Source organism: Pseudomonas sp. P4_B3 (genome assembly GCF_056402295.1).
The window spans coordinates 48,651-73,434 of the sequence record NZ_JBFUHR010000014.1 but is presented as its reverse complement, the minus strand read 5'-3'; the positions used below and the strand labels follow the sequence as shown (position 1 = coordinate 73,434).

The following is a 24,784-nucleotide window of genomic DNA, read 5'->3' as shown; positions in this document are numbered from 1 at the left end:
TGTAGGAGCTGGCTTGCCAGCGAAGGCGGCCTGCCAGCCGACCAAACTCTCGCAGGTACACGCAACTCAAACTGTAGGAGCGGGCTTGCCCGCGAAGGCGGCCTTACAACCAATGCTAATCCTTTGGTTCACACCACCAATGTGGCAAGGGAGCAAGAGGGGGATAACGGATAGGGTTGTAGGACCAGGAGTGAGGCTACACCGCCTTGCGTCATTGCCTACAACTACGCCAGAATCCGCCGGCTTGTGGGCCTTGGACCCTGACTCTATCGTTGTCGGGTCGCTGCAAATTCAGCGATCGGGTTTCGCAGCCCAGGTTAATCAAGGCGCTCAGCGCCACCGTTTCCTTGCAGTTGGCGCTTTTGTTCGCCCACTGTTTTGCGTTATGGCGGCTGTGCGCGGGAGGCTTTCGGGTCTGCCGGGTTCCTTGATTCCCGGTCTGCGAACCTGCGTATGGCCGCCACCTTCTTCGCTTCGCAGCGAATTGTGGCGGCTCCATCAATCAAGGAGCTTCGTCATGGTCAAACCCGCACCCAATCCCCCCGAATCAGAAACCGGTACCACTCAACGTGCACCCGGTCTGCACCTCAAACCCGCCATCCTCAAAAACAACGCACAGCACAATCCCAGCACGATGTTCATCATCGCTCCGAACATCGAAACCGAAAGCCTTCTGGCTCACGCCTGCGAATCGCTGGCCTCGGCAAGTGTCATGGCCAGCGACTTCGCAACATTCCTGGACGGCCCGCAACGCAGCATGTTGCTGGGCATCCAGCAGGTGATCATGCTGGCCGACCTGGCAGCTAACCGCGCACTGGATAACGTCGCTCCACTGGATTAAGTGCTGAAGCTTGTGGCGCGGGAGCCAGCTTTCTCGCCACAACGCTCGGCTCCATTGTTTTAACCCTGTCAAAAAGCAGCCGCTGCACCTGGCGCCGACAAAATCGCGAATGGTCCTACAGGTACGTTGCATCAACACTCGGACGCATCCTACGCGCGTGCCGGAAGCTTCCTATATCAACCTTTTTTACCTTCCTGAAAGCTGTCGAGCACTTGAACGAGAGGGGTTAACGAACGCCTCCCCATGGGCATCACCGACCAGGAAGGAAAAATACAATGAGCAGACCCGACATTGTCGTGCCAGTCGCGTTGCAGCACACCAATCAGGCCACCTGCACGGCACCCTGGTACGTGTGCAACACCGAATACCACCCGGTGAGCGCTACCTATCAGCCGTTGATCAACGGCGAGGAAGCCTTCCGGGCCGTGCACCAGGCCATTGCGGGGGCCGAGAAAACCGTCGACATCATCTGCTGGGGTTTCCAGCCGTCGATGTACTTCATCCGCGATGGCGAGGCGCCGAGCATCGGTGAGCTGCTCCTGGCCAAGGCCAAAAAAGGCGTCAAGGTGCGGCTGCTGGGCTGGGAAATGCCCTTCAATCTGGCGGGGCTGGGCGGCGAGGCCAACCTGCCCGGCAAAGGCTCGATTCGTATTGCCGATCGGGCGCTGCAGCGCTCCACCGAGGCGCAATACGCCGAAGACCGCGAGTGGTTTGCCCGCTGTGCGGTCGCGGACAACCAGGCGGCGCAACAGGTCGCGAACGGCCTGCCAGCGTTCGTCAGCCGCGGCTTCAGTTGGGAGGAAAGGGCTGAAATTTCCCATTGGGTAAAATATGAAAGCCTCGACCCGCACATCAGCAGCAAGATGCGCCAGGCCCTGAAACTCACCGCCACGCACCATCAAAAGACGGTGTTGGTCGACTACGAACTGCCCGATTGCGCCGTGGGTTTCGTCATGGGCCACAACATGCTCGACGAGTATTGGGACACCAGTGATCACTCGGCGCTGAACCGTGGCAAGGACACCAAACCGGCCCCCAACAAAGGTCCGCGTGGCGATACCCCACGCCAGGACATTTCCAGCCGGGTCAGCGGCCCCATCCTGGAACACCTGCACCACAACTTCGCTGCAGCTTGGCGCAAGGAAACCGGCGAGGACCTGCTCGCTTCGCGTCAGGCCAAGCAAGTCGGACCGCAGCTGCAATGCACCCCGGGCACCATCAAGCAGATCGCCCAGATCCTGCGCACCCAGGCCCAGGAAGGCAAACGCGACATCGAGACGCTGTACCTGCAAGCGGTGAACAACGCGACCCAGTTCATCTACATCGAGAACCAGTACTTTCGCTGGCCGCCCCTGGCCGAGCTGATCAAACAGGCAGTCGCCGCCCAACTCAGGGGCGGGCGCGACCCCGGCCTCCATGGCCCCCTGCACCTGTTCGTCGTCACCAATGCCGGCGACGACAGCGTGGATGCCGGCACCCGCAACACCCAGCGCATGCTCGAAAGCCTCGGACGCGCCGAGACCATCCCCCAAGTCACCAAGTTGCAACGCATCGAAGAAGTGAAAAAAAACGCCCCGTCCCAACCCCGCCCCGAGCCCCGCGACCGCGTCGGACACCGGGAACTGGCCGAGTGGCAGGCCGACCTCGATCGGCACATCCAGAAGATCAAGGACAGCACCATCGAACCGGAGGACGTCCCCGGTCTGAAAGTGCACCTGTGTTCGCTGGTCGCCCCCGACTCACCGGCGGGCAGGGAGTGGATGCCGGTGTACATCCACTCCAAGTTGATGATCGTCGACGACGTCTTCACCACCCACGGCTCGGCCAACATCAACACCCGCAGCATGCAGGTGGACAGTGAGCTGAACATTGCCCATGAGTGGATGAGTGTGACCCAGGCGCTACGGCGGCGGTTGTGGGATCGGCATACGGCTGGGAAGGGGGTGCAGGAAGAAGTGGGTGATGCATTCAAAGCTTGGCAAAACATCATCGAAGACAACAAAGAGCGCGAAGAAGGCGAGATAGAGCCTTGCGCTCCCCTCGTCGAGTTTTTCTACGGCAAGGCCAAACTGTGGGACCTCGACTGATGCGCCGCTTTCTCCTGCTCTCCTGCCTGTTGTTGGCAGCTTGTGATAGCCGCAGTGCTTTTACCTACACGAAGAAGGACCCTCATGTGAAACCTCTGACTGAAATCAAGGCCAAGCTGGCCTTCACCTGCGCCCATGAGAAAATTCCGGAAGCCAGTGCCCAATCCGACCTGCTGTTCCAGTACGCCCGCTGGCTGCAAAAAAACAACCAGCTCAAGCCGGACAAAAGTGTCGATGTGGAAATCGAACGGCTGTACCGCATTGCCGCCGAAAACGGCCATTACAAGGCCAATATCAACCTGCAGAACGGCGCCATGCGCGGTCGCTTCCAGTTGCGTGGCGACGAGCACCTGCGCCTGAGCCAGCAACTGATCGATGCCGGGGTCGCCACGGGGTACTACTTTGTGGGGATCTTCCTCCGGCAGGGCTCGGCCGGGTTGAAGCAGGATCCGCAGATGGCGTTACGTTACTTTCGTAAGGCCGCCGATTATGGCAATGCCCAGGCGCAATACGATGTGGGTGACAAGCTGGCGCCAAAGAGCGTTGCCCCCGATATTGCCCGGCAGATGCGTAGATGTGCAGCAGAACAGGGGCATGGCAGAGCTGCAGTCATGCTTTCGCTCTATTTAAGGAGGAATCAAAAATACAGCGAAGCAATCGAAGTCTTGCAGATGGGTGTTGCCGGGGGCGACGAACATTCTGCCGGCCGCTTGGACGATGCTTTTCGTGGACACCCTCAGACCAACGAAATGGACTACTACGGCCAGACGGAAGACCTTGAGCGCGCCGATCGCTACAAAAAAATCTGGAAAATCCTAGCCGGTTATTCCTACGCCAACCCTAAAGTCCCGGAAATCAACGAAATCCTCCCCCTACCACCGGCCAAGCTCCCCGCCTGGGACGGCAAGCTGCAATGGCTCGAAGCCCGCCTGGCCAATGTCCCGCCAGAAAAACCCAGCGCGACGCTGATCCGGCAACTCGTCGAGGCCAAGGTCCTCGATCCCGCCACCGGCAGGCCTATTCCGGGATCACCGGCGTTCAGCGAGACCAACTTCATCGGGCCGACCTGTGGCAGTGGCGACGCCTGCCCACAGACCGGTTACTGGAAGTTCCATTGGTCCAGCCTGCGGCGTGATTTGTTGATGGACAGAAACGCCCCCCGCCATTTCAAACAGGGCGAAATCATGCCGACAGTGCAGGTCAGTTTCTATCGCCCGCGCATTTGGCCGCTCCCGGACAAGTACGTCGAGATTCAGACCGGGGTGACCTGGGGCCTGCTCGGATGAGGCACCGTCTTGTCATGACGTTACTGAGCTCGGCGCTACTTGGCGCTTGTGCCAATGACGCCCGTTTGACGAAAGCCACGATAGATCCGCTTGACGGGATTAACGCCAATCTGGCCTTCACCTGCGCCCACGAGAAAATCCCTGAAGCCAGTGCCGACGCCGACGTGCTGTTCCAATACGCACGTTGGTTGCAGAAAAACAATCAGCTCAAGCCGGACAAAAGTGTCGATATGGAAATCGAGCGGCTGTACCGCATTGCCGCCGAGAACGGGCATTACAAGGCCAATATCAACCTGCAGAACGGCGCCATGCGTGGTCGTTTCCAGCTGCGTGGCGATGAGCATTTGCGCCTGAGTCAGCAACTGATCGATGCCGGGGTAGCCACGGGATACTACTTCGTGGGGATTTTTCTGCAGCAAGGCTCGGCAGGGTTGAAGCAGGACCCGGAAATGGCCTTGCGTTACTACCGCAAGGCCGCAGATCAGGGCAGTGCTCTAGCCCAGACGTACGTAGGCGACAAGCTGGCTCCAATCCGAAACGCACCAGATATAGCCCGGCAGATGCGTCGTTGTGCGGCCGAGCAAGGTAGTGGCGAGGCTGGCAGAGCTCTTGGAGTCAACTTGTCGACAAAGGGACGTTACCAAGAGGCACTCGAAGCATTCCAACTCGGAGTCGCTGCGGGTGATGAATCTTCTGCTTCCTTCTTGGAAAATGGCTTCCGTGGCCCAAAACCAGATGACCGGTTGTACTATCTCGGCCAACAGGAAGACCTCGAACGCGCCGAACGTTATGAAAAAATCTGGCGAGTGCTCGCTAACGCTTCCTACGCCAAGCCCACAGTCCCCGAAATCAACGAAATTGTCCCCCTCCCGCCGGCCAAACTCCCAGCCTGGGATGGCAAGCTCCAATGGCTCGAAGCCCGCCGGGCCAACGTCCCGCCAGAAAAGCCCAGCGAAGCACTGATCCACCAACTGGCCAAGGCCAAACTCCTCGACCCCGCCTCCGGCCGACCGCTGCCGGACTCTCCCGATTTCATCCGGGAGCCTTACCCCAGGCTGACCTGCAACAGCGGCCAGGCCTGCCCGCAGACTGGCTATTGGAAAGCCGAAGGCATCGTCGACAAGATCCGACGTTTCGAAAAAGGCGAAATCATGCCGACCCTGAATGTCCAGCGCAGCCATAGCCGCTTCCTGCTCGCCGACCGGGTCACCGTCGGAGCAGAAAACATTAGATGGAGTCTGTTCGGTGAGTCCTGAGATTTCCTGATCTGTTTTTGGCTGCGCGCTGGCCGCTTGTTGCGCCAGCAACACAGAAAGCTAAAACACCGCCAATTCCGGCAACTGCAAGGAGCAGCACAATGACCAAACTTAAAGCAGGCAAAATCAACGTCGAGTTTGAGGCAGTCCCACAAGGAGCTGAAACGGCTGCAGGCGATAGCCATGTTCAGGTAGACCGCGAAGGTAACTTCGTTGGCGCCCAGGTTTCTGGCAGCGTGGTGGAGAAGGTAGAGGGCGGCATGAAAGTCACTCGCCCGGACGGGGCAATAGTGTTCCTGCATGAAGCTGGAAATATCACGATCGAGAATCTTATCCCCAAATCAGTAGGGGTCGAGGATCTATTCGAGATTGAATCCTTCGCGATGCGAACCGTGGATCAGTTGCGTATTTATCGCGTGGAGTATGTTGGCGGGGGGTATGTCGAGGTGACGTATTCACAGGAGGGGCAGGTGATAGGCCTCATCGGTCACAATATCAAGCAATCCATCAGCAAGGACAATGAGATTCTGGTTCGCCAAGGTGATTCGGCCAGCGGTCAGGTGCATTGATTCCCTGTAGGAGCGAGGTTTGAACGCGCTGGAAAATCGCCACCAGCGTGTAACGCTCGTTAATTCAGCGCGCTCTCCAGCATCTCGATCAACCTCTCAGGCCAAACCGTTTCGCCTGTCTGCTGTAGCTCGGCCACCGACCACCGACTCGCCTTGTTCAAGTCCTCCACCGGGTGTTGCCCAGTGGTCATGGCCATCGAGGGCATCGCCTTTATGCTGGAAGTGAAACAGTAGAATCTGTTTTGCAGGGTTGATCACCAGTAGCCTGGCGGAATTGCGTTGGCGCATTTTTTCTTTCCATAGAGTGCCGCGAACCGCAGCTTTCACTGCGGCTCGCGACGGTAACGCTCATCCCGATGTGGTTTTAAGCCACCACCCGATAACACGGCACATACGCCGCGCCGCCCGGCAGTTTCATGCGGTGCTGGGCGACGAAGGCTTTGAGCAGCAGGTCCAGCGGGTGCATGATCGCCGCGTCGCCACGGATCTGGTACGGCCCGTGTTCTTCGATCAGGCGGATGCCCTTGTCCTTGACGTTGCCGGCGACGATGCCGGAGAACGCGCGGCGCAGGTTGGCCGCCAGTTCGTGGGACGGCAGGTCGAGGCTCAGTTTCAGGTTGGCCATGTTTTCGTGGGTCGGGTCGAACGGGCGCTGGAAGCCTTCGTCGATTTTCAACAGCCAGTTGAAGTGAAACGCATCGTTGCGCTCGCGACGGAACTGCTTGACCGCTTTGAGGCCCTGGGTCATCTGGCGCGCCACTTCGGCCGGGTCATCGATGATGATCTGGTAGTGCAGCTTGGCGGCGTCGCCCAGGGTGGCGCCGACGAACGCGTCCAGTTGTTCCAGGTACGGCGCGGCATGTTTCGGCCCGGTGAGGATGACCGGGAAGGGCAGGCCTTCATTGTCCGGGTGCATCAGGATGCCGAGCAGGTACAGGAACTCTTCGGCCGTTCCGGCGCCGCCCGGGAAGATGATGATGCCGTGGCCGACGCGGACGAAGGCTTCCAGGCGTTTTTCGATGTCCGGCAGGATCACCAGTTCGTTGACGATCGGGTTCGGCGCTTCGGCGGCGATGATTCCGGGTTCAGTCAGGCCCAGGTAGCGGCCGCCGTGGATGCGTTGCTTGGCGTGGGCGATGGTCGCGCCTTTCATCGGGCCTTTCATCACGCCGGGGCCGCACCCGGTGCAGACGTCCAGGCTACGCAGGCCCAGTTCATGGCCGACTTTCTTGGTGTATTTGTATTCTTCGGTGTTGATCGAGTGCCCGCCCCAGCACACCACGATCTTCGGCTCGACGCCGGGACGCAGGGTGCGGGCGTTGCGCAGCAGGTGGAACACGTAGTCGCTGATGCCCTGGGAGCTGCTCAGGTCGATGCGTTGGCTGTCGAGTTCGTTTTCGGTGTAGACGATGTCACGCAGGGCGCTGAACAGCATTTCCCGGGTGCTGGCGATCATTTCGCCGTCAACGAAGGCGTCGGCCGGAGCGTTCAGCAGTTCCAGGCGTACGCCGCGGTCCTGTTGGTGAATGCGGATCTCAAAATCTTTATAGGCTTCAAGAATGGTCTTGGCGTTGTCGACATGGGCGCCAGTGTTGAGGATGGCCAGGGCGCACTGGCGGAAGAGGGTGTAGGTGCTACCGGAACCGGCTTCGCTCAATTGCTGGACTTCCCGTTGCGAGAGCGTTTCCAGGCTGCCTTTGGGGCTGACGGAGGCGTTGATAACTTGGCGTTGGGTCATTCAATGATCCTTAAAACGATGTCATTCACACAGCAGCCACGAATGGCATCCGAATAATGTGTATTCATGGAAGAAGATGGCACGAACTGCGTGGTCTCGCCACGTCCCTCGCTTGACGATGAAAAGATGAAAAGGACCCCCAGCATAGCTAAATCCCTCGCAGAGGCCATAATGGTCCGTTGTCTTTTTGCCTCAGACCCCTTTTTACCATTGAAGCTCAGGAAACCCGACGCAATGTTCGAAATCCAGCCGATGAACGCCGACACCTACCGGCAACAGACGCGGCGCAGCACGGTCATCATTGCCCTGATCTTTCTGGCGCTGGCGATGATTCTGTCCACGGCGGCGGTGGCTCTGTTCGGCGAGGCTGGGGGCGATAATCTGCGCTTCAATGTCGGTGGCGTGTTTGTTGCGGTGCTGGCGATGGCGGCGCTGATGCGCAAAGTGTTCTGGCGCCAGGAATGGATGGCGCCGGCGGTCTATAGTTGGCAACTCAAGCGCAGCCTGATGAGCATCACCAATGTCATGCATCATGTAACGGCGGCCGTGGAACAGGGTGATCCGGTTGCCATGAAGCTGTTGCGTTTCTACCATTTGGGGTTGAACCAGATGCATCAGCTCGATGGCAACTCCAGCGACCACGGCCAGTTGATCCGCGAAATGGATCAGCACAAGGAACGGATGCAAGCGCTGGGCATCGATACCGGGCAGACGCGCCTGGATCCGGCGTGGCTGGAGGCGGTAAAGCAGGCGGCGCGCTAACATCATTGCGAGCCTGTAGCAGGCATAGTGAGCAAAAGCGGCGATCAGGAAGACTCGCCCTGTCACAGACAATCAGGGAGCACCATGCGACATCCGTCGATCAACGATCATATTGAAATGCTCCGGCCAGCCGTGCCCCGACTCAAAGTCCGTTCGGCGGTGATCCTGCTGGCGGCGGTGTGCCTGTCGATGATGGCTATCGTGATCTGGGAGGTCTGGAGTTCACGCCAGTACCTGCTGCATGACAAGGAAGTGGCGATGTCCAACCTTGCGCAGACCCTGGCCTCGCAAGCGCAGGCAACGATCAAGCAGGCCGACACGCTGCTGTTCACCCTGGTCGATCGTCTGGAGCACGAAGGTGTGGATCAATCCCGGCTGCCACAACTGCTCAACGTCCAGCGCCGTGAGTTGAGCCAGCTCCACGGCCTGTTCGTTTACGACGAAAAAGGGCAGTGGATCGCCAACTCCAATGGCGCAGGCCAAACCGGCGTCAACAATTCCGACCGCGAATACTTCATCTTCCATCGCGATAACCCTAGCCGTGGGCCGCACATCGGGCCGTCGATCAGGAGCCGTTCGAGCGGTGAATGGATCATGACGGTTTCGCGCCGGGTCAATCATCCCGATGGCAGCTTTGCCGGCGTGGCGCTGGCGTCGATTTACCTCAGCCATTTCCTGCAACTCTACGACAGCATCGACATGGGCAGTAACGGGGTGATCAACCTGATCGCCGACAATGCCAGCATTGTCATCCGCAGACCCTTCAAGGAGACGGATATCGGCACCAGCCTCGCCAAGAGCCCATTGTTCACCCAGTTGTTGCCCAAGGGCGACGGGGGCATGGCTACGATCAGGTCGATTGTCGACGGTGTCGAGCGGGTGACGGGATACCGCCGGGTCGAGGGTTATCCGCTGATCGTTTTTACCGCGCTGAACAAGGATGAAGTGCTGGCCAGTTGGCGCCGGGAAACCCTGCTCAGCGTCTGCATCGTCACGCTGTTGCTGAGTTTTCTCGGGGTGCTGGGGTTGCGGCTTATCAAGCTGATGAAGCAGCAGAATCTGGTGCAGGTCGAGTTGCTGGACACCCAGGACAAGCTCCTGGAGGTCAATCGCAACCTCGAGGGCCTGGCCCTCAAGGACGCGCTGACGGGGCTGGCCAACCGGCGTCAGCTCGACGCTTTCATCGATGCCGAAATGGGGCGCGCCCGACGCAGCCAGGCCGAGTTGGCGCTGCTGATGATCGATGTCGATCATTTCAAACCGTTCAACGACCGCTACGGCCACCTGGCCGGTGATGAGTGTTTGCGCAAGGTCAGCGCGATCATCACGGACAACATCAAGCGCCCCGGTGACCTGGCCGCCCGTTATGGTGGCGAAGAGTTCGCCGTGGTGCTGCCTGGCTCCGATTACGTGGGGGCATTTCTGGTGGCGGAGAAAATCCGCCGCGCAGTGCTACAGGCCGAAATTGCCCATAGTGACAGCCCGCAAGGTGCCGTGACCGTCAGCGTCGGCGTGTGTGCCAGCAATGCCGATTCCCAGGTCCGCCCCGAAGACCTGATCGGTGCGGCAGACAAGGCGCTGTACGTGGCCAAGGCCAGTGGGCGGAACATGAGCGTGATTGCCAACTGAACGTCCGGCGTCAGACAAGCCGGTCCGTTCCCTGAACCAGCCACCAGCCCAAGGCGCGACCGTCTGGCTGGTTGAAGATTCAGGCGGCCCATTGCCGGATCACTCGAAGATAAACCAGTACATTGAGTACCAGTACCACGGCGCCCAATCCCAACTGAATGCCGGGTGTCAGGCCTGCCGGGTAAATCACGGGCCAAATGTAATGCTCGATGAATCCTCCGCCATAGCCAGATTGCCCGGCCCCATGACGCATGTGGTTTTCCCAGTCGGTCAGCGGGCAGGGCAAGTGGAAGAACTCCACCGCCATACCCCACAGCGCAGCGGGCGGATGCCACCAGATCAGGTGGCGCCATTTGAGCACCAGCAACCCGCCGAACAACACAAACACAATGAACAACAGGTGAAACAGCATCAGCCCGTCGGCGGCGATTCGGTACAGCATGTCGGTGCCCCTGAAGGCTGAACGAATCGCTCCATGGTACTCGGGCCGCAAGCCGGCGCTCTATCGATTGTCGCGATCCAATGCCCTGAGCACGTCCTTCAAATGCTCGGTCATCGATTCACTGCTGCGTTGCATCGGCTCGCGTAGTTCGTCACCGATCAAGCCTTCCAGGGCCAGCGCGGTTTTCACCGGGGCCGGGTTGGGCTCCAGGAACAGGCTGTTGATCAGCGGCAGCAAACGGAAAAACGTGGCGCGGCCTTCAGCCAATTGGTTGTCGCGGATCTGCCGGTGCAACTGCACGAACAGTTCGGGATGGACATGCGCCGACGCGGCAATCGCGCCTTTGGCGCCAAGGCACAGGGCACTGAAGATCTGGTTGTCTTCGCCGCACAGCACGTCGACCTGGCCGCTATTGAGCAAGGCGAGGGTGTTTGAAAAGTTGCCGCCGCAATCCTTGATTGCGACGATCCGCTCGTGGGCGACGATGTTGAGCAGGGTCGCCTGTTCGAAGGCCACGCCGGTACGGTAAGGAATGTCGTAAAGGATCAACGGAACACTGGAGGCATCGGCGACCGTACGGAAAAACGCTTCGAGGCCGATCTGGGACGGGCGGATGTAATAGGGCGCCGGCACCAGCAGACCTGCCACCGGGCGCTTGAGGATCTCGCTCTGGAACTGCAACAACTCGCTCAGGTTGTTACCGGCCAGGCCCATGACCACCCGTTGCGCCGACACCAGCTCCAGCACCGCATCGAGCACCGCCAGTTGCTCATGTTTGCCCATCGCCGCCGGTTCGCCGGTGGTGCCGCAAACGATGAGGCCGTCGACACCTTTTTCCAGCAAATGGCTGACCAGCCGCCGCAAGCCGACGAAATCGACGGCGCCGTTGTGGAACGGTGTGACCAGTGGAACCCAGATACCTTGAAACGCAGACATGCACTTTCTCCTGATGGTTGACCGATTTCGTCACCGTCAGGAGCGTAGAAGGAGGTAAGCAAGGGGAGGGAGGTCCGTCGCGCTCAATGTCCTGTCAGCTCATCTGACGGGACAGCGCGCCCCGGTCACATGAGCGACTGTTTCTTCGATTTGAGGGCGTGCGCAACGCAATCTTGCGCCTTGGCAATCAAGCCAATGACGGAAGAGTCGAGATTGAAGGTTGCGGACATACTTGCTTACACCCTGAGTGAGGCGCCCAGTTTTAAAAGCCGGCGCGCCGTTTGTCAATCACGAAAATCAGCGAACTCGGCGCGCATCCGGCCATTGTGCTTGGCCTTGTAGAGCAACTGATCGACCTGTTCGACGAATTCCAGGGCCGTGGCATGCGGTGAAACGGCGGTGGTGCCGACACCGAGGCTGACGCTCAGCAGGTTCGACACCCCGGAGAATTCATGGGTAATCTGCTGCTGGCGAATCAGGTGCAGGCATTTGTGCGCCACCAGCCGCGCGGATTCGGCATCGGTTTCCGGCAGCAGCCAGACAAACTCTTCACCGCCGATCCGCGCAATGAAATCCCGTGGCCGGTTCGCCGCCAGGGACAAGGTTTGCGCGACGCGGCGCAGGCATTCGTCGCCCTTGATGTGGCCGTAATGGTCGTTGTACTGCTTGAAGTAGTCGATATCCAGCACCAGCACCGACAATGGCAAACCGGTGCGGTGGGCGTGGTTCCACTCGCGTTCCAGCACGGTGTCGAACATGCGCCGGTTGGCGATGCCAGTGAGGCCGTCCTGGAAGGAATACTCTTCAAGCTGTTTTTGCAGGCGGATCAGGTGTTCTTCGGTTTTCTTGCGCTCGCTGATGTCGAACATGAAACCCACCAGCGCCTCGACTTCGCCGTCCTTGCGCACCACGTGCACCACATCGCGGATCCACACGTACTCGCCGCTTTCGGTGAGTGCGCGATAGTCGGCTTCGTGATCGATACCGGCGCGCGATTGCGAGACGCAGAAGTCCATCACGTAGTCGCGATCATCCGGGTGCATGCGCTCGACCCAGTCATTGACCGAGGCCCAGCTATTCTGCGTCCAGCCCAGCAGTTCTTCGATCTGCGGCCCGATGTAGCTGAAGGTCTTGGTTTTCCAGTCGATGCGCCAGGGAATCGCCCGGGTCGACTCAAGCAAGGTTTTATAAACGTCGCTGTCGGTTTCAACTGAACTCATGAAGGGCCTGCCTCGATGAAAATGCAGCGCCATCATGTTGCTACCACTTTGGCGAATCAAGCGGGTAGCCGATGAATGGCATGCAGTCGTATCAGTGAGCAAGATTGTTCAAGCCATTGAACGCCACAGCTGGCAAAGTCTGGGGTCTTTCCCTGTCTGTAGAGCGTCATGTCCAACTCACTCATGCCCCGCAGTGCCTTTCTGCGCGGCGCCGCAGCGATCATGCCGCTGTCCCTGGCCACCGCGCCCTGGGGACTGCTGGCCGGTTCCATGGCCATCGAGGCCAACCTCACGCCCCTGCAAGGCCAGGGTCTGTCGAGCATTGTGTTTGCCGGTGCCGCGCAACTGGTGGCCATTGGCATGCTCAAGGGTGGTGCCGGGATTTTTTCGATCTTGCTGACTACGCTGCTGCTGACCTCCCAGCATTTGCTCTACGGGATGAGCATGCGCTCGGTGATTGCTCCTTTGCCGGGGCGCTGGCGCGCGGGCCTGGGTTTTTTGCTCACCGACGAGTTGTTCGCCCTGACCAGCCAGCACGACAAACAGCAGTTCAACCGCTGGTACGCCCTGGGCGTGGGCCTGACGTTCTACATCGCCTGGAACCTGTTCACCTTGGCGGGCATCGTCCTTGGCAGCAGCATTCCCGGCCTTGAACACCTGGGCCTGGACTTCTCCATCGCGGCCACCTTCATTGCCCTGATCACCCCGGTGGTACGCAACGTGCCGACCGTGGTGTGCGTGGCGGTGTCGCTGTTCTGCTCGGTGTTGTTCAGCTACTGGCAATGGGGCTCGGCGCTGGTGCTGTCGGGGTTGGCGGGGATGACCGCCGGGTTTGTCTGCAATAAATTCTACGGTGGACGCACATGATGGTCTGGGCAGTGATTGTCGGAATGGGCGTGTTGGTGTTCCTCAACCGCTATGTTTTTCTGGAACCGCGATTGCCGGTGCGCCTGAGCAGCAATGCCCGGCAGTTCCTCGGGTTTGCCGTGCCGGGCATGTTGACCGCCATCTGTGGGCCGATTGTGTTCATGCCGGAAAAACAGCTGAATCTGCACTGGGACAATCCCTATCTGATCAGCTCGCTGGTGGCGGTCGGGCTGGTGCTTTACACGCGCAATACGTTGCTCAGCATGCTGTTGAGCATGGGCTTCTTCTTTTTGTTGCGCTGGTGGCTGTGAGCGGGGCAGGGGAACTGATCTAAGCTTAAGTTGATGACCGATCCCTTCAGGAAGAGAGGTGAACATGGCCAATGAACCCAAGCAACCGGACCCGGAAGAAGACGAGGACGAACCCACGGAAGAAGAGCTTGAACAGCAGAAGCGTTCGGTACCGGACTGGAAGCATCCTGACGACGGTAAGGAACTGTCAGAGCCTGACCGCAAGTTCTGACCGGCACGCGAATACGACAAAGCCCCGCGCCATTGAGCGGGGTTTTGTCGTTATTGATAGGTTCATGGAATTTCTTTAATCAGCGCAGCGCCCTGGTTCCTGACATTGCCAACAGCCTTGTCGACCTTGTACCACTCAAATGCATCACTCACCTCGCCCTGGGATAACGCCATTTCCTCGGCTCGTTCCTTGGGCGTGGCCGGGTCCAGCCATTCCCGGGCCAGCTCGGGCGAGAACACCACCGGTCGTCGGTCATGCACGTCAAGCATCCCGCCCGCGCTGTCGGCCGTCAGGATGACGAAACCGTCGTGCTCCCTGTGAGGGGCTCCGCCGATGGGGTACTGGCCGATCGCCGCGCAGAAAACCGGTGCCCGGTTGCGTCGCCGGATCAGCCACGGTTGTTTGTTGCCGTCACCGGCGTCGACCCATTCGAACCAGTTATCAATCGGGCAGATCGCGCGATGGGGCCAGATCGCCCGGAAGTACGGGCCGTGGGCGACTTTCTCGACCCGGGCATTGATCGGCTCCGTGCGATCCGTCGACCAGTGCGGTCGCCAACCCCAGCGCACGGCGTCGGCGTGCAGTCGCTCATTCTCCAGGTGCAACAGGGCGAGTTGCGTGGTGGGGGCGGCGTTATAGTGCGCCAGGGGTTCGTTGCCGACGTGATTGATCAGCGCGTCGGGGATGCTCAGCACCGCCACGAAGTCGTGAATCCCGCGGTATTGCGACAGTCGTCCGCACATGGCCTGACACTCTGGTTGAGCATTTTTTTCAGTTTAGATGGTGGCGACGAAACAGGCTTGGCAAGCACTTGAACCAAACTGTGTGTACCTTATCCAACCTCGGCCCGCCGTCTCGATGCGGGCCAACGACGGATGAACGGGCGAAGGATTCCTGCCAGTTGAAGTATCGACCGTGATGGTCTGGCCCAAGGCAAAAGATGAAACAATTGTTCAAGTGTTTAACGGTGTGCGCCCTGGCAGTGGGTCTGCTGGGGTGCATCGCAGCACCGATCGAAATGACTGCGCAGACCGAGCAGCGTTTACACGAGCAACCCCCCATCCGCTTTCTGCTGACCTTCGATGACGGTCCCAGTGCATCGAGCTGGTGGAATCCGACCGTGACGGTGCTCGAGAGCCTGGCGCAAAACCCGCTGCAACCGGGCATCAAAGCCGTGTTCTTCGTGCAAACCCGCGCACCGCGGGCTGGCGGCAGCGAGCTGGGCCGGGACATCATGCGCCGCGAACACGCCGAAGGTCATATCCTGGGCTTCCACACCGCCACGCCCTGGCACACCAATCATCGCTCGCTGGAGCCCCAGGAGCTGGAGCAGTCCCTGACCGATGGCAGCGCCGACATCGCGGCGATCACCGGCGCCCCCCCAACCTTGCTGCGCCCGCCATTCTGGAACTACGACAAACGCACCTTCGCCGCTTATCAGCGGCATGGCCTGCATGTGCTGTTGACGGACTTGAGCGCCAATGACGGCAAAATCTGGGGCTTCAACGCCAGCCCCCGGCGCCGGTCGCACATGCTGCGTTCGATGTCCGAAGTTCGCGAACGCATTGCCCGCGGCGAACTGCCGGTGGTCGATGGGGTGATTCCGGTGGTGGTGACCTTCCACGACCTCAACCGTTATACCGCCCGGCATACCCGCGAATACCTGCAGATTCTGCTCGACAGCGCCCGGGAGACCGGAGTGAAAACCGCGGACAAGCCGTTTTACGAGGATCAGGCCGCGTTGCTGCGGGCTGCCATGGCGCGAACCGTGCGCGACGATTCGCAGCCGGTCGAGTTGCCGGGGTTCTGGAATTGGATCTGGGGCGGGAACGCCCATTAGAAAACGTGCAGATAGGGCCGCTACGCAGCCCAGCGGGGCGGTGCGGGGTTCCGACAAGCTCCCTCGACACAGGTATTTACTGCCTTAAATTGCCGGTGGCAGCAGCTCATCTATCATCCGCAAACAATGGTTCAACCCCGGCGACACATCGCCCACCCGTCGGCTGAGAATGATCGGCGAGGTGGCGTTGTCTTCCAGCAATGGTGTGAAACCGATGTCGTCGCGGTGCAGCAACTGCACCGAGGCGGGCACCAGCGTGACCCCGATGCCTGCCCCCACCAGGCCGATCGCCGTTTGCAGCTCGTTGGTCCATTGCGCGACGTGGATGCGCACGCCATAGGACTCAAACAGGGCAATCACATGGTCGGCGTAACTCGGCCGTGGGTTGCCGGGGTACAGCACAAAGGGTTCCTTTGCCAGCTCCCGCAGGCTGATGGGACCGGCGAGCAGCGGATGCCCGGCGGGCAGGGCGGCGACCAGGCGGTCTTCGGTGAGCACGGTCTGGACGATGGCCGGATCGTCGATGCGGATCCGGCCGAAACCGATGTCTATGCGCCCGGCCTTGAGCGCCTGCACCTGTTGCAACGTGGTCATTTCCGACAGCCCCAGTTCCAGCTCCAGCGGCTCGCCGCTGCGCAAGCGGCGGATCAGTTCCGGCAGCACGCCATACAGTGTCGATGGCGCAAAGCCGATCCCCAGCCAGGTTTTCTCACCCAGCCCGATACGCCGCGTGTTGTCGCAGACCTTGTTCAGTTGTTCGAGCAGGGAGGTGGAGTGCTCATGGAAAAACCGCCCGGCGTCGGTCAGCTTCAGCGGTCGGCCGCGCTCCAGCAGCATCACCCCCAGTTCGTCCTCCAGTTGCTGGATCTGCCGGCTCAGGGGCGGTTGGGCGATGTGCAGCAGCTCTGCGGCGCGGGTGAAGTTGAGGGTTTGAGCCAATACCTGGAAATAACGCAGGTGACGCAATTCCATGGAGCCTCCAGATGCTGATCAGTTGCATACCTTTAAGGTATCAAGTCAGACCAATTCTATATTGGCATCGCGAAAAAAGCCGTACGAGAATCGATTCCAGAACTTCAAGAACCTGACGGGTATCGAAATGCTTGCAACAGCCATTGAGTCGATCGAGACGATCATCGTCGATCTGCCGACCATCCGCCCGCACAAGCTGGCGATGCACACCATGCAGAACCAGACCCTGGTGATCATTCGTGTGCGTTGCGCCGACGGCATCGAAGGCATCGGCGAATCCACCACCATCGGTGGCCTGGCCTACGGCAATGAAAGCCCGGACAGCATCAAGACCAACATCGACACGCACTTCGCACCGTTGTTGATCGGCCAGGACAGCGGCAATGTCAATGCCGCCATGTTGCGCCTGGAGCGCAGCATCCGTGGCAACACCTTCGCCAAATCCGGTATCGAAACCGCGCTGCTCGACGCCCAGGGCAAACGCCTCGGCCTGCCGGTGAGCGAGTTGCTCGGCGGCCGTGTGCGTGACGCGCTGCCCGTGGCCTGGACCCTGGCCAGCGGCGACACCGAGAAAGACATCGCCGAAGCGGAAAAAATGCTCGACCTGCGCCGCCACCGCATCTTCAAACTGAAGATCGGCGCCGGTGAGGTCAACCGTGACCTGGCCCACGTGATTGCGATCAAGAAAGCCCTGGGTGACCGCGCCAGCGTGCGGGTCGACGTCAATCAGGCCTGGGACGAAGCGGTGGCGCTACGGGCCTGCCGGATCCTCGGCACCAATGGCATCGACCTGATCGAACAGCCGATCTCGCGCAACAACCGCGCCGGCATGGCCCGCCTCAACGCCATGAGCCCGGCGCCGATCATGGCCGACGAATCCATCGAATGCGTGGAAGATGCGTTCAACCTGGCTCGCGAAGGTGCGGCTTCGGTGTTCGCCCTGAAGATCGCCAAGAACGGTGGCCCACGTGCTGTATTGCGCACCGCCGCCATCGCCGAAGCGGCCGGTATCGCCCTGTACGGCGGCACCATGCTCGAAGGTGGCCTGGGCACCATGGCCTCGGCCCATGCCTTCGTCACCCTGAACAAACTGGCGTGGGACACCGAACTGTTCGGCCCGCTGCTGCTGACCGAAGACATTCTCAGCGAACCGCTGGTGTACCGCGATTTTGAACTGCACGTGCCGAACACCCCGGGTCTGGGCCTGAGCCTGGATGAGGAGCGCCTGGCGTTCTTCCGCCGCGACAAGACCATTCATCAAGCCTGAGGAGAGCATTATGCTGTTCCACGTAAAAATGACCGTGAACCTGCCGGTCGACATGAACCCGGAGGCAGCCGCCAAACTCAAGGCTGACGAAAAAGCCCTGGCCCAGCGTCTGCAAGAGCAGGGCAAGTGGCGCCACCTGTGGCGCATCGCCGGGCACTACGCCAACTACAGCGTGTTCGATGTCGACAGCGTTCAGGAACTGCATGACCTGCTGATGCAATTGCCACTGTTTCCGTACATGGCCATCGAGATCGACGCGATGTGCCGGCATCCTTCTTCCATCCGTGACGATGACCGCTGAGTCCAGCCTGTTCAGCGCGCTACGCTAATAATTACAAGATGAGGAACCCAGAATGAACGTCAAGATTTCCCACACTGCCGAAGTCCAGAAATTTCTCGAAGAAGCCAGCGGCCTGCTCAACGACGCCGGCAATCCACGGACCAAGGCGCTGGTGTACCGCATCCTGCGTGATTCGGTGAACATCATCGAAGACCTGGCCGTGACCCCGGAAGAATTCTGGAAAGCCGTCAACTACCTCAACGTGCTGGGTGCGCGCCAGGAAGCCGGGCTGCTGGTGGCCGGTGTCGGTCTGGAGCATTACCTCGACCTGTTGATGGACGCCGAAGACGAACAGGCCGGCAAGTCCGGCGGCACGCCGCGCACCATCGAAGGCCCGCTGTACGTGGCGGGTGCGCCGCTGTCGGTGGGCGAAGCGCGCCTCGACGATGGCGTCGATCCGGGCGTGACCCTGTTCATGCAAGGCCGCGTGTTCAACACCGCTGGCGAACCCCTGGCTGGTGCCGTGGTAGACGTCTGGCACGCCAATACCGGTGGCACCTACTCGTACTTCGATACCACGCAGTCGGAATTCAACCTGCGTCGCCGCATCGTGACCGATGCCGAAGGCCGCTACCGTTTCCGTAGCATCGTGCCGTCGGGCTACGGCTGCCCGCCGGACGGTCCGACCCAGCAACTGCTCGATCAACTGGGCCGTCATGGCCAGCGTCCGGCGCACGTGCACTTCTTCATTTCCGCGCCGGATCATCGCCACCTGACCACCCAGATCAACCTCGACGGCGATCAGTACCTGCACGACGATTTTGCCTACGCCACCCGTGACGAATTGATCGCCAGGATCACCTTCAGTGACGATCAGCAGCGCGCGGCGGCCCATGGTGTGAGCGGTCGCTTTGCCGAAATCGAGTTCGACTTCACCTTGCAGTCGTCGGCCCAGCCTGAAGAGCAGCAGCGCCACGAGCGGGTCCGCGCACTGGAAGACTGATTATCCGCGCTCCCCTGTAGGAGCTGTCGAGTGCAACGAGGCAGCGATCTTTCAAGATCAAAAGATCGTCCGAACGCGGCCCGAGCCTTCGGCAGCTCCTACAGGGGATTGATGTTGTTCGATGACCCCTTCACAGGTCAGTGCATTGATACACCGCTGCAAGGACTGCCTTAGAATGCCCCGACGCAACCTATAACAACAATGAGAGTGACCCGATGATGCAAGCTCAACTGTTGAGTCAGCGCAGCAGAGTATTCGACCATGCCGACCCTTATGCGGTGTCGGGCTACGTCAATCAGCACGTCGGCAACCACTGCATTCTCATGCCCCGCGCCGGCAGTCCGCTGGCCAGCCTTGATCATCGCAAGTTCGCCAGCCTCGACTTGTGCCGCATCAGCTACGGTGCCAGCGTGCGCGTGACGTCCGGTGCGCTGGACAGCATTTATCACCTGCAAGTGCTGCTGCGCGGCAATTGCCTGTGGCGTGGCCACGGCCAGGAACATTACTTCGCTCCCGGCGAATTGCTGCTGATCAATCCCGATGATCCGGTGGACCTGACGTACTCCGCCGATTGCGAAAAATTCATCCTCAAAGTCCCGACCCGCTTGTTCGAATCGGTCTGCGATGAGCAGCGCTGGCGCTATCCGCGGCAGGGCGTGCGGTTTCTGGAAAACCGTTATCAGCTCAATGAACTGGAAGGTTTCGTCAACCTGTTGGCGATGATCTGCCAGGAGGCTGAATCCACCGAGCAGATCCCCAGGGTGCAGGAGCATTACACGCAGATCATCGTCAGCAAGATGCTCAGCCTGATGAAAACCAATGTCTGCCGCCTCGAACCGGGCTCGCAGACGGCCACGTTCGAGGCGATTGCCGATTACATCGCCAATAACCTCAAGCAGGACATCGACAGCGAAGCACTGGCGCGCCAGGCGCACATGAGCCTGCGCTCGTTGTACGGACTGTTCGAGCGCAATGCCGGCCTTACGCCGAAAAACTACCAGCGCCAGAAACGCCTGGAACGCATCAACGCCTGCCTCAGCGACCCGACCTGCAACGTGCGCAACGTCACCGAAGTGGCGATGGATTACGGCTTCCTGCACCTGGGCCGGTTCTCCGACAGCTATCGCAAGCAGTTCGGCGAATTGCCGTCCGATACCCTCAAACGCCGGCACTGAATCAATATCCCCTGTAGGAGCTGCCGAAGGCTCGGGCCGCGTTCGGACGATCTTTTGATTTTGCTTTAAAGGCAAGATCAAAAGATCGCAGCCTTCGGCAGCTCCTACATGAGTGCGTATTCCATAACGGAGTCGCCGCAAGTAGCGATCGGTGAGCCCTGCACAAAACGGATAAAGGTCTGCACCCCGCGGATACTCCAGCCTGCCCCCCCGTCCTAGCATGGCCCTGCCTGAACAATAACAATGGAGGCGGCGGCCATGTCCCTGCGACCCGAATATTTGCATTCCCTGCTTGAAGACGATCCCGAGCAGGGCCTCTATCGCTGCAAACGCGAAATGTTCACCGACCCCCGGTTGTTCGACCTGGAGATGCAGCACATCTTCGAGGGCAACTGGCTGTACCTGGCACACGAAAGCCAGATCCCCAACATCAACGATTTCTACACCACCACCATGGGGCGCCAGTCGATCTTCATTGCGCGCAACAAGGACGGTGTACTCAACGCCTTCATCAATGCCTGCAGCCATCGCGGCGCGACCCTGTGCCGACACAAGTCCGGCAACAAGAGCTCCTACACCTGCCCGTTCCACGGCTGGACCTTCAACAACTCCGGCAAGCTGCTCAAGGTCAAGGATCCGGCCAACGCCGGCTACCCGTCGAGTTTCAACTGCGAAGGCTCCCACGACCTGACCCGTGTCGCGCGTTTCGAGTCCTATCGCGGCTTCCTGTTCGGCAGCCTCAAGGCCGATGTGCTGCCACTGGTCGAGCACCTGGGCGAGTCGGCGAAGATCATCGACATGATCGTCGACCAGTCCGCCGATGGCCTGGAAGTGCTGCGCGGCTCCTCCAGCTACATCTACGAAGGCAACTGGAAACTCACCGCCGAAAACGGCGCCGACGGCTACCACGTCAGCTCCGTGCACTGGAACTACGCCGCCACCCAGAACCAGCGCAAACAGCGCGAAGCCGGTGACAGCAATCCGACCATGAGCGCCGGCAGCTGGGCCAAGCAGGGCGGTGGTTTCTATTCCTTCGACAAGGGCCACATGCTGCTCTGGACCCGCTGGGCCAACCCGGAGGACCGTCCGCTGTACGAGCGTCGCGATCAGCTGGCGCAAGACTTCGGCAAGGCCCGCGCCGACTGGATGATCGAGAATTCGCGCAACCTGTGCCTGTACCCCAACGTGTACCTGATGGACCAGTTCAGCTCGCAGATCCGTATCGCCCGGCCGATCTCGGTCAACCGCACGGAAATCACCATCTACTGCATCGCCCCCAAGGGCGAGAGCGATCACGCCCGTTCCAGCCGGATTCGTCAGTACGAAGATTTTTTCAACGTCAGCGGCATGGCCACGCCGGACGACCTGGAGGAATTCCGCTCCTGCCAGACCAGCTATCAGGGCAGCGTCACCACCTGGAACGACATGTCCCGGGGAGCCGAGCACTGGATCGAAGGTGCCGACGAAGCCGCCAAAGAGATCGACCTGCATCCGCTGCTCAGTGGCGTGCGCACCGAAGACGAAGGCCTGTTCGTGCTGCAACACAAGTACTGGCAGCAGACCATGCTCAAGGCCCTGGCTGCCGAGCAGTCGAAACTGATCGCCGTGGAGGACGTGCAATGACCATCACCTTTGATGCCGTACGCGATTTCCTCTACCGCGAAGCGCGCTACCTCGACGACCGGCAGTGGGACGAATGGCTGGAAATGTACGCCCCCGACGCGACGTACTGGATGCCGTCCTGGGACGACAACGACGAATTGACCGAGGACCCGCAGCGGGAAGTCTCGCTGATCTGGTACGGCAACCGCACGGGCCTTGAAGACCGCATCTTTCGCATCAAGACCGAGCGCTCCAGCGCCAGCGTGCCGGACACCCGCACCTCCCACAACATCAGCAACATCGAGCTGCTCGAACAGGCCGACGGACTGTGCAAGGTGCGCTTTAACTGGCACACCCTGAGTTTTCGCTACAAGACCGTCGACAGCTATTTCGGCAGCAGTTTCTACACCCTCGACGTGCGCGGTGAAAACCCGTTGATCAAGGCCAAGAAAGTGATCCTGAAGAACGACTACGTTCGTCAGGTCATCGATGTTTACCACCTGTGAGGCGGCCGTCATGACCCATTCCATTGCATTCAACTTTGAAGACGGCGTCACCCGATTCATCGACGCCAATGCCGGCGAAACGGTGGCCGATGCCGCGTACCGCCAGGGCATCAATATTCCGCTGGACTGCCGCGACGGCGCTTGCGGCACCTGCAAGTGTTTTGCCGAAGCCGGCACCTACGACTTGGGTGAGGAGTACATCGAAGACGCCCTCAGCCCTGAAGAGGCCGAGCAGGGTTTTGTCCTGACCTGCCAGATGCGCGCCCAAAGCGATTGCGTGGTGCGCGTACCGACCTCCTCGCAGGTTTGCCGCACCCGTCAGGCCTGCTACGACGCGACCATCAGCGCCGTGCGCCAGTTGTCCGACAGCACCATCGCGCTGTCGATCAAGGGCGAGGCCTTGAGCAAGCTGGCGTTCCTGCCGGGGCAATATGTGAACCTGGGGATCCCCGGCAGCGAGCAGACCCGTGCCTATTCGTTCAGCTCGTTGCAGCGCGACGGCGAGGTCAGCTTCCTGATCCGCAACGTGCCCGGTGGCTTGATGAGCAGTTTCCTGACCGGCATGGCCAAGGCCGGTGACAGCATGAGCCTGGCAGGTCCCTTGGGCAGCTTTTACCTGCGCGACATCCGTCGGCCGCTGTTGCTGTTGGCCGGTGGCACCGGGCTGGCCCCGTTCACCGCGATGCTGGAGAAGATCGCCGAGCAGGGCAGCGATCATCCGCTGCATCTGATCTACGGCGTGACCCACGATTTCGACCTGGTGGAAGTCGACCGCCTCGAAGCCTTCGCCGCGCGCATCCCCAACTTCACCTTCAGCGCTTGCGTCGCCAGCCCCGAGAGTCAGCACCCGCTCAAGGGCTACGTGACCCAGCACATCGAGCCAAAGCATTTGAACGATGGCGACGTCGACGTTTACCTGTGCGGCCCGCCGCCGATGGTCGAGGCCGTCAGCCAGTTCATCCGCGAACAAGGCATCGCACCGGCCAACTTCTACTTCGAGAAATTCGCCGCCAGCGCGGCATAACCGTATTTCGCTGATCCCTGTAGGAGCTGCCGAGTGAAACGAGGCTGCGATCTTTTGATTGTGCTTTTCAAAATCCAGGATCAAAAGATCGCAGCCTTCGGCAGCTCCTACAGAGGGAGGCGTTGGCGTGAGCACGAGGATGACCATGAACCGATTTCACGAAAAAGTCGCACTGATCACCGGCGCTGCCCAAGGCATCGGGCGACGGGTGGCCGAGCGTATGGCCGCCGAAGGGGCGAAGCTGATCCTGGTGGATCGCTCCGACCTGGTATTCGAAGTGCAGCAACAACTGGCTGCGACCACCCAGGTATTAGCCCTGACCGCCGACCTTGAACAATACGAGGAATGCTGTCGGGTGATGCAAACCGCCGTCGAGCGCTTCGATCGCCTCGACGTGCTGGTCAATAACGTCGGCGGGACGATCTGGGCCAAGCCGTTCGAGCACTATGAAGCCTCGCAGATCGAGGCCGAGGTTCGCCGTTCGCTGTTCCCGACCTTGTGGTGTTGCCATGCCGCGCTGCCGTTCATGCTGGAGCAGGGCAGCGGGGCGATCGTCAACGTATCCTCCATCGCCACCCGCAGCCTCAACCGCGTGCCCTATGGCGCGGCAAAAGGCGGGGTGAATGCCTTGACCGCTTGTCTGGCGTTCGAAACCGCCGGTCGTGGCGTGCGGGTCAACGCCACTGCACCTGGCGGCACCGAAGCACCGCCGCGACGCATACCTCGCAACGGTGCCGAGCAGAGTGAGCAGGAAAAGCTCTGGTACCAGCAGATCGTCGACCAGACCCTCGACAGCAGTTTGATGAAACGCTACGGCACCCTGGATGAGCAGGCGGGGGCTATTCTGTTTCTGGCCAGCGACGAAGCGTCCTATATCACCGGCATGGTCATGCCCGTGGGCGGCGGCGATCAGGGCTGAGGCGAGCGACAGACAACCCCATCCGCAAACAACGGAGTCAT

Annotated in this window: 25 protein-coding genes and 1 pseudogene; 19 read left to right on the top strand and 7 right to left on the bottom strand. The window is 60.2% G+C overall.

The features are described 5' to 3' along the window. Nucleotides 1-517 precede the first annotated feature (517 nt). The 5 genes from AC1DWG_RS17490 (at nucleotide 518) to AC1DWG_RS17470 (ending at nucleotide 6,039) form a co-directional block, all read left to right on the top strand. The gene (locus tag AC1DWG_RS17490; protein ID WP_477788088.1) at nucleotides 518-841 is read left to right on the top strand and encodes a DUF6124 family protein; all 324 of its coding nucleotides are present in this window, start codon (nucleotides 518-520) and stop codon (nucleotides 839-841) included. A gap of 275 nt (nucleotides 842-1,116) precedes the next feature. Further along, entirely contained in the window at nucleotides 1,117-2,928 is a 1,812-nt protein-coding gene (locus AC1DWG_RS17485; RefSeq protein ID WP_477788087.1) for a phospholipase D-like domain-containing protein, read from the top strand. Then, nucleotides 2,928-4,214, top strand: coding sequence for an SEL1-like repeat protein (locus tag AC1DWG_RS17480; RefSeq protein ID WP_477764939.1), 1,287 nt, complete (start codon nucleotides 2,928-2,930; stop codon nucleotides 4,212-4,214). Before AC1DWG_RS17485 ends, AC1DWG_RS17480 begins: the two co-directional genes overlap by 1 nt. Before the next feature lie 14 nt (nucleotides 4,215-4,228). Then, entirely contained in the window at nucleotides 4,229-5,470 is a 1,242-nt protein-coding gene (locus AC1DWG_RS17475) for an SEL1-like repeat protein (RefSeq protein WP_477764870.1), read from the top strand. Between the two features lie 101 nt (nucleotides 5,471-5,571). After that, nucleotides 5,572-6,039: a hypothetical protein gene (locus tag AC1DWG_RS17470; protein WP_477764869.1), complete on the top strand. Its 468-nt coding sequence runs from the start codon at nucleotides 5,572-5,574 to the stop codon at nucleotides 6,037-6,039. Between the two features lie 144 nt (nucleotides 6,040-6,183). Here AC1DWG_RS17470 and AC1DWG_RS17465 read toward each other — a convergent pair. Continuing rightward, nucleotides 6,184-6,327: pseudogene (locus AC1DWG_RS17465) on the bottom strand (DNA mismatch repair protein MutT); the annotation flags it as partial. 76 nt (nucleotides 6,328-6,403) lie between these two features. After that, a complete protein-coding gene (gene ppnN, locus AC1DWG_RS17460; protein WP_477788086.1) occupies nucleotides 6,404-7,777 on the bottom strand; it encodes a nucleotide 5'-monophosphate nucleosidase PpnN in 1,374 nt (457 codons plus the stop codon). 234 nt (nucleotides 7,778-8,011) lie between these two features. Here ppnN and AC1DWG_RS17455 point away from each other — a divergent pair, with 234 nt between their 5' ends. Both AC1DWG_RS17455 and AC1DWG_RS17450 read left to right on the top strand, forming a co-directional pair. Then, nucleotides 8,012-8,539 (top strand): DUF3087 domain-containing protein, encoded by a 528-nt coding sequence (locus AC1DWG_RS17455; RefSeq protein WP_477764867.1) that lies wholly within the window; start codon nucleotides 8,012-8,014, stop codon nucleotides 8,537-8,539. Nucleotides 8,540-8,623: 84 nt separating this feature from the next. Further along, entirely contained in the window at nucleotides 8,624-10,168 is a 1,545-nt protein-coding gene (locus AC1DWG_RS17450; RefSeq protein WP_477764866.1) for a sensor domain-containing diguanylate cyclase, read from the top strand. 79 nt (nucleotides 10,169-10,247) lie between these two features. On the opposite strand, the gene AC1DWG_RS17445 is transcribed toward AC1DWG_RS17450, so the two are convergent. The 3 genes from AC1DWG_RS17445 to AC1DWG_RS17435 all read right to left on the bottom strand — a co-directional run bounded on the left by AC1DWG_RS17445 (nucleotide 10,248) and on the right by AC1DWG_RS17435 (nucleotide 12,766). Continuing rightward, on the bottom strand, nucleotides 10,248-10,610 hold the full coding sequence (locus AC1DWG_RS17445; RefSeq protein ID WP_477788085.1) for a DUF2784 domain-containing protein: 363 nt from the start codon (nucleotides 10,608-10,610) through the stop codon (nucleotides 10,248-10,250). Between the two features lie 60 nt (nucleotides 10,611-10,670). Then, a complete protein-coding gene (gene dapA / locus AC1DWG_RS17440; protein WP_477788084.1) occupies nucleotides 10,671-11,546 on the bottom strand; it encodes a 4-hydroxy-tetrahydrodipicolinate synthase in 876 nt (291 codons plus the stop codon). 284 nt (nucleotides 11,547-11,830) lie between these two features. Then, the gene (locus AC1DWG_RS17435) at nucleotides 11,831-12,766 is read right to left on the bottom strand and encodes a sensor domain-containing diguanylate cyclase (protein WP_477764863.1); all 936 of its coding nucleotides are present in this window, start codon (nucleotides 12,764-12,766) and stop codon (nucleotides 11,831-11,833) included. A 168-nt stretch (nucleotides 12,767-12,934) separates the two neighbouring features. On the opposite strand from AC1DWG_RS17435, the gene AC1DWG_RS17430 reads away from it, so the two are divergent. The 3 genes from AC1DWG_RS17430 (at nucleotide 12,935) to AC1DWG_RS17420 (ending at nucleotide 14,155) form a co-directional block, all read left to right on the top strand. Further along, nucleotides 12,935-13,633 carry an AzlC family ABC transporter permease gene (locus tag AC1DWG_RS17430; RefSeq protein ID WP_477764862.1) on the top strand — a complete coding sequence of 233 codons (699 nt, stop codon included), beginning with the start codon at nucleotides 12,935-12,937 and terminating at the stop codon, nucleotides 13,631-13,633. Further along, nucleotides 13,633-13,944: an AzlD domain-containing protein gene (locus tag AC1DWG_RS17425; RefSeq protein WP_015095729.1), complete on the top strand. Its 312-nt coding sequence runs from the start codon at nucleotides 13,633-13,635 to the stop codon at nucleotides 13,942-13,944. Before AC1DWG_RS17430 ends, AC1DWG_RS17425 begins: the two co-directional genes overlap by 1 nt. A 64-nt stretch (nucleotides 13,945-14,008) precedes the next feature. Continuing rightward, a complete protein-coding gene (locus AC1DWG_RS17420) occupies nucleotides 14,009-14,155 on the top strand; it encodes a hypothetical protein (RefSeq protein WP_477788083.1) in 147 nt (48 codons plus the stop codon). Nucleotides 14,156-14,217: 62 nt separating this feature from the next. Here AC1DWG_RS17420 and AC1DWG_RS17415 read toward each other — a convergent pair whose 3' ends face one another. Continuing rightward, on the bottom strand, nucleotides 14,218-14,898 hold the full coding sequence (locus AC1DWG_RS17415; RefSeq protein WP_477764860.1) for an SOS response-associated peptidase family protein: 681 nt from the start codon (nucleotides 14,896-14,898) through the stop codon (nucleotides 14,218-14,220). A gap of 197 nt (nucleotides 14,899-15,095) precedes the next feature. On the opposite strand from AC1DWG_RS17415, the gene AC1DWG_RS17410 reads away from it, so the two are divergent. Beyond that, complete coding sequence (locus AC1DWG_RS17410) at nucleotides 15,096-15,995, top strand: polysaccharide deacetylase family protein (RefSeq protein WP_477764859.1); 900 nt, start codon at nucleotides 15,096-15,098, stop codon at nucleotides 15,993-15,995. A gap of 84 nt (nucleotides 15,996-16,079) precedes the next feature. On the opposite strand, the gene AC1DWG_RS17405 is transcribed toward AC1DWG_RS17410, so the two are convergent. After that, nucleotides 16,080-16,967 (bottom strand): LysR family transcriptional regulator, encoded by an 888-nt coding sequence (locus AC1DWG_RS17405; RefSeq protein WP_477788082.1) that lies wholly within the window; start codon nucleotides 16,965-16,967, stop codon nucleotides 16,080-16,082. Between the two features lie 127 nt (nucleotides 16,968-17,094). Here AC1DWG_RS17405 and AC1DWG_RS17400 point away from each other — a divergent pair, with 127 nt between their 5' ends. The 8 genes from AC1DWG_RS17400 to AC1DWG_RS17365 all read left to right on the top strand — a co-directional run bounded on the left by AC1DWG_RS17400 (nucleotide 17,095) and on the right by AC1DWG_RS17365 (nucleotide 24,743). Then, nucleotides 17,095-18,234 carry a muconate cycloisomerase family protein gene (locus tag AC1DWG_RS17400; protein WP_477788081.1) on the top strand — a complete coding sequence of 380 codons (1,140 nt, stop codon included), beginning with the start codon at nucleotides 17,095-17,097 and terminating at the stop codon, nucleotides 18,232-18,234. A gap of 10 nt (nucleotides 18,235-18,244) precedes the next feature. Continuing rightward, a complete protein-coding gene (gene catC / locus AC1DWG_RS17395) occupies nucleotides 18,245-18,535 on the top strand; it encodes a muconolactone Delta-isomerase (RefSeq protein WP_008053771.1) in 291 nt (96 codons plus the stop codon). Nucleotides 18,536-18,587: 52 nt separating this feature from the next. After that, the gene (gene catA / locus AC1DWG_RS17390) at nucleotides 18,588-19,517 is read left to right on the top strand and encodes a catechol 1,2-dioxygenase (RefSeq protein ID WP_477764857.1); all 930 of its coding nucleotides are present in this window, start codon (nucleotides 18,588-18,590) and stop codon (nucleotides 19,515-19,517) included. Between the two features lie 215 nt (nucleotides 19,518-19,732). After that, a complete protein-coding gene (locus AC1DWG_RS17385; protein ID WP_477753869.1) occupies nucleotides 19,733-20,692 on the top strand; it encodes an AraC family transcriptional regulator in 960 nt (319 codons plus the stop codon). A gap of 258 nt (nucleotides 20,693-20,950) precedes the next feature. Further along, nucleotides 20,951-22,315 (top strand): benzoate 1,2-dioxygenase large subunit, encoded by a 1,365-nt coding sequence (gene benA / locus AC1DWG_RS17380; RefSeq protein WP_477764855.1) that lies wholly within the window; start codon nucleotides 20,951-20,953, stop codon nucleotides 22,313-22,315. After that, the gene (gene benB / locus AC1DWG_RS17375) at nucleotides 22,312-22,800 is read left to right on the top strand and encodes a benzoate 1,2-dioxygenase small subunit (protein WP_477788080.1); all 489 of its coding nucleotides are present in this window, start codon (nucleotides 22,312-22,314) and stop codon (nucleotides 22,798-22,800) included. The genes benA and benB overlap by 4 nt, the downstream gene beginning before the upstream one ends. 10 nt (nucleotides 22,801-22,810) lie before the next feature. Then, nucleotides 22,811-23,824 carry a benzoate 1,2-dioxygenase electron transfer component BenC gene (gene benC / locus AC1DWG_RS17370; protein ID WP_477764853.1) on the top strand — a complete coding sequence of 338 codons (1,014 nt, stop codon included), beginning with the start codon at nucleotides 22,811-22,813 and terminating at the stop codon, nucleotides 23,822-23,824. Nucleotides 23,825-23,969: 145 nt separating this feature from the next. Next, the gene (locus AC1DWG_RS17365) at nucleotides 23,970-24,743 is read left to right on the top strand and encodes a 1,6-dihydroxycyclohexa-2,4-diene-1-carboxylate dehydrogenase (protein WP_477764852.1); all 774 of its coding nucleotides are present in this window, start codon (nucleotides 23,970-23,972) and stop codon (nucleotides 24,741-24,743) included. The last annotated feature ends 41 nt before the right edge of the window (nucleotides 24,744-24,784 follow it).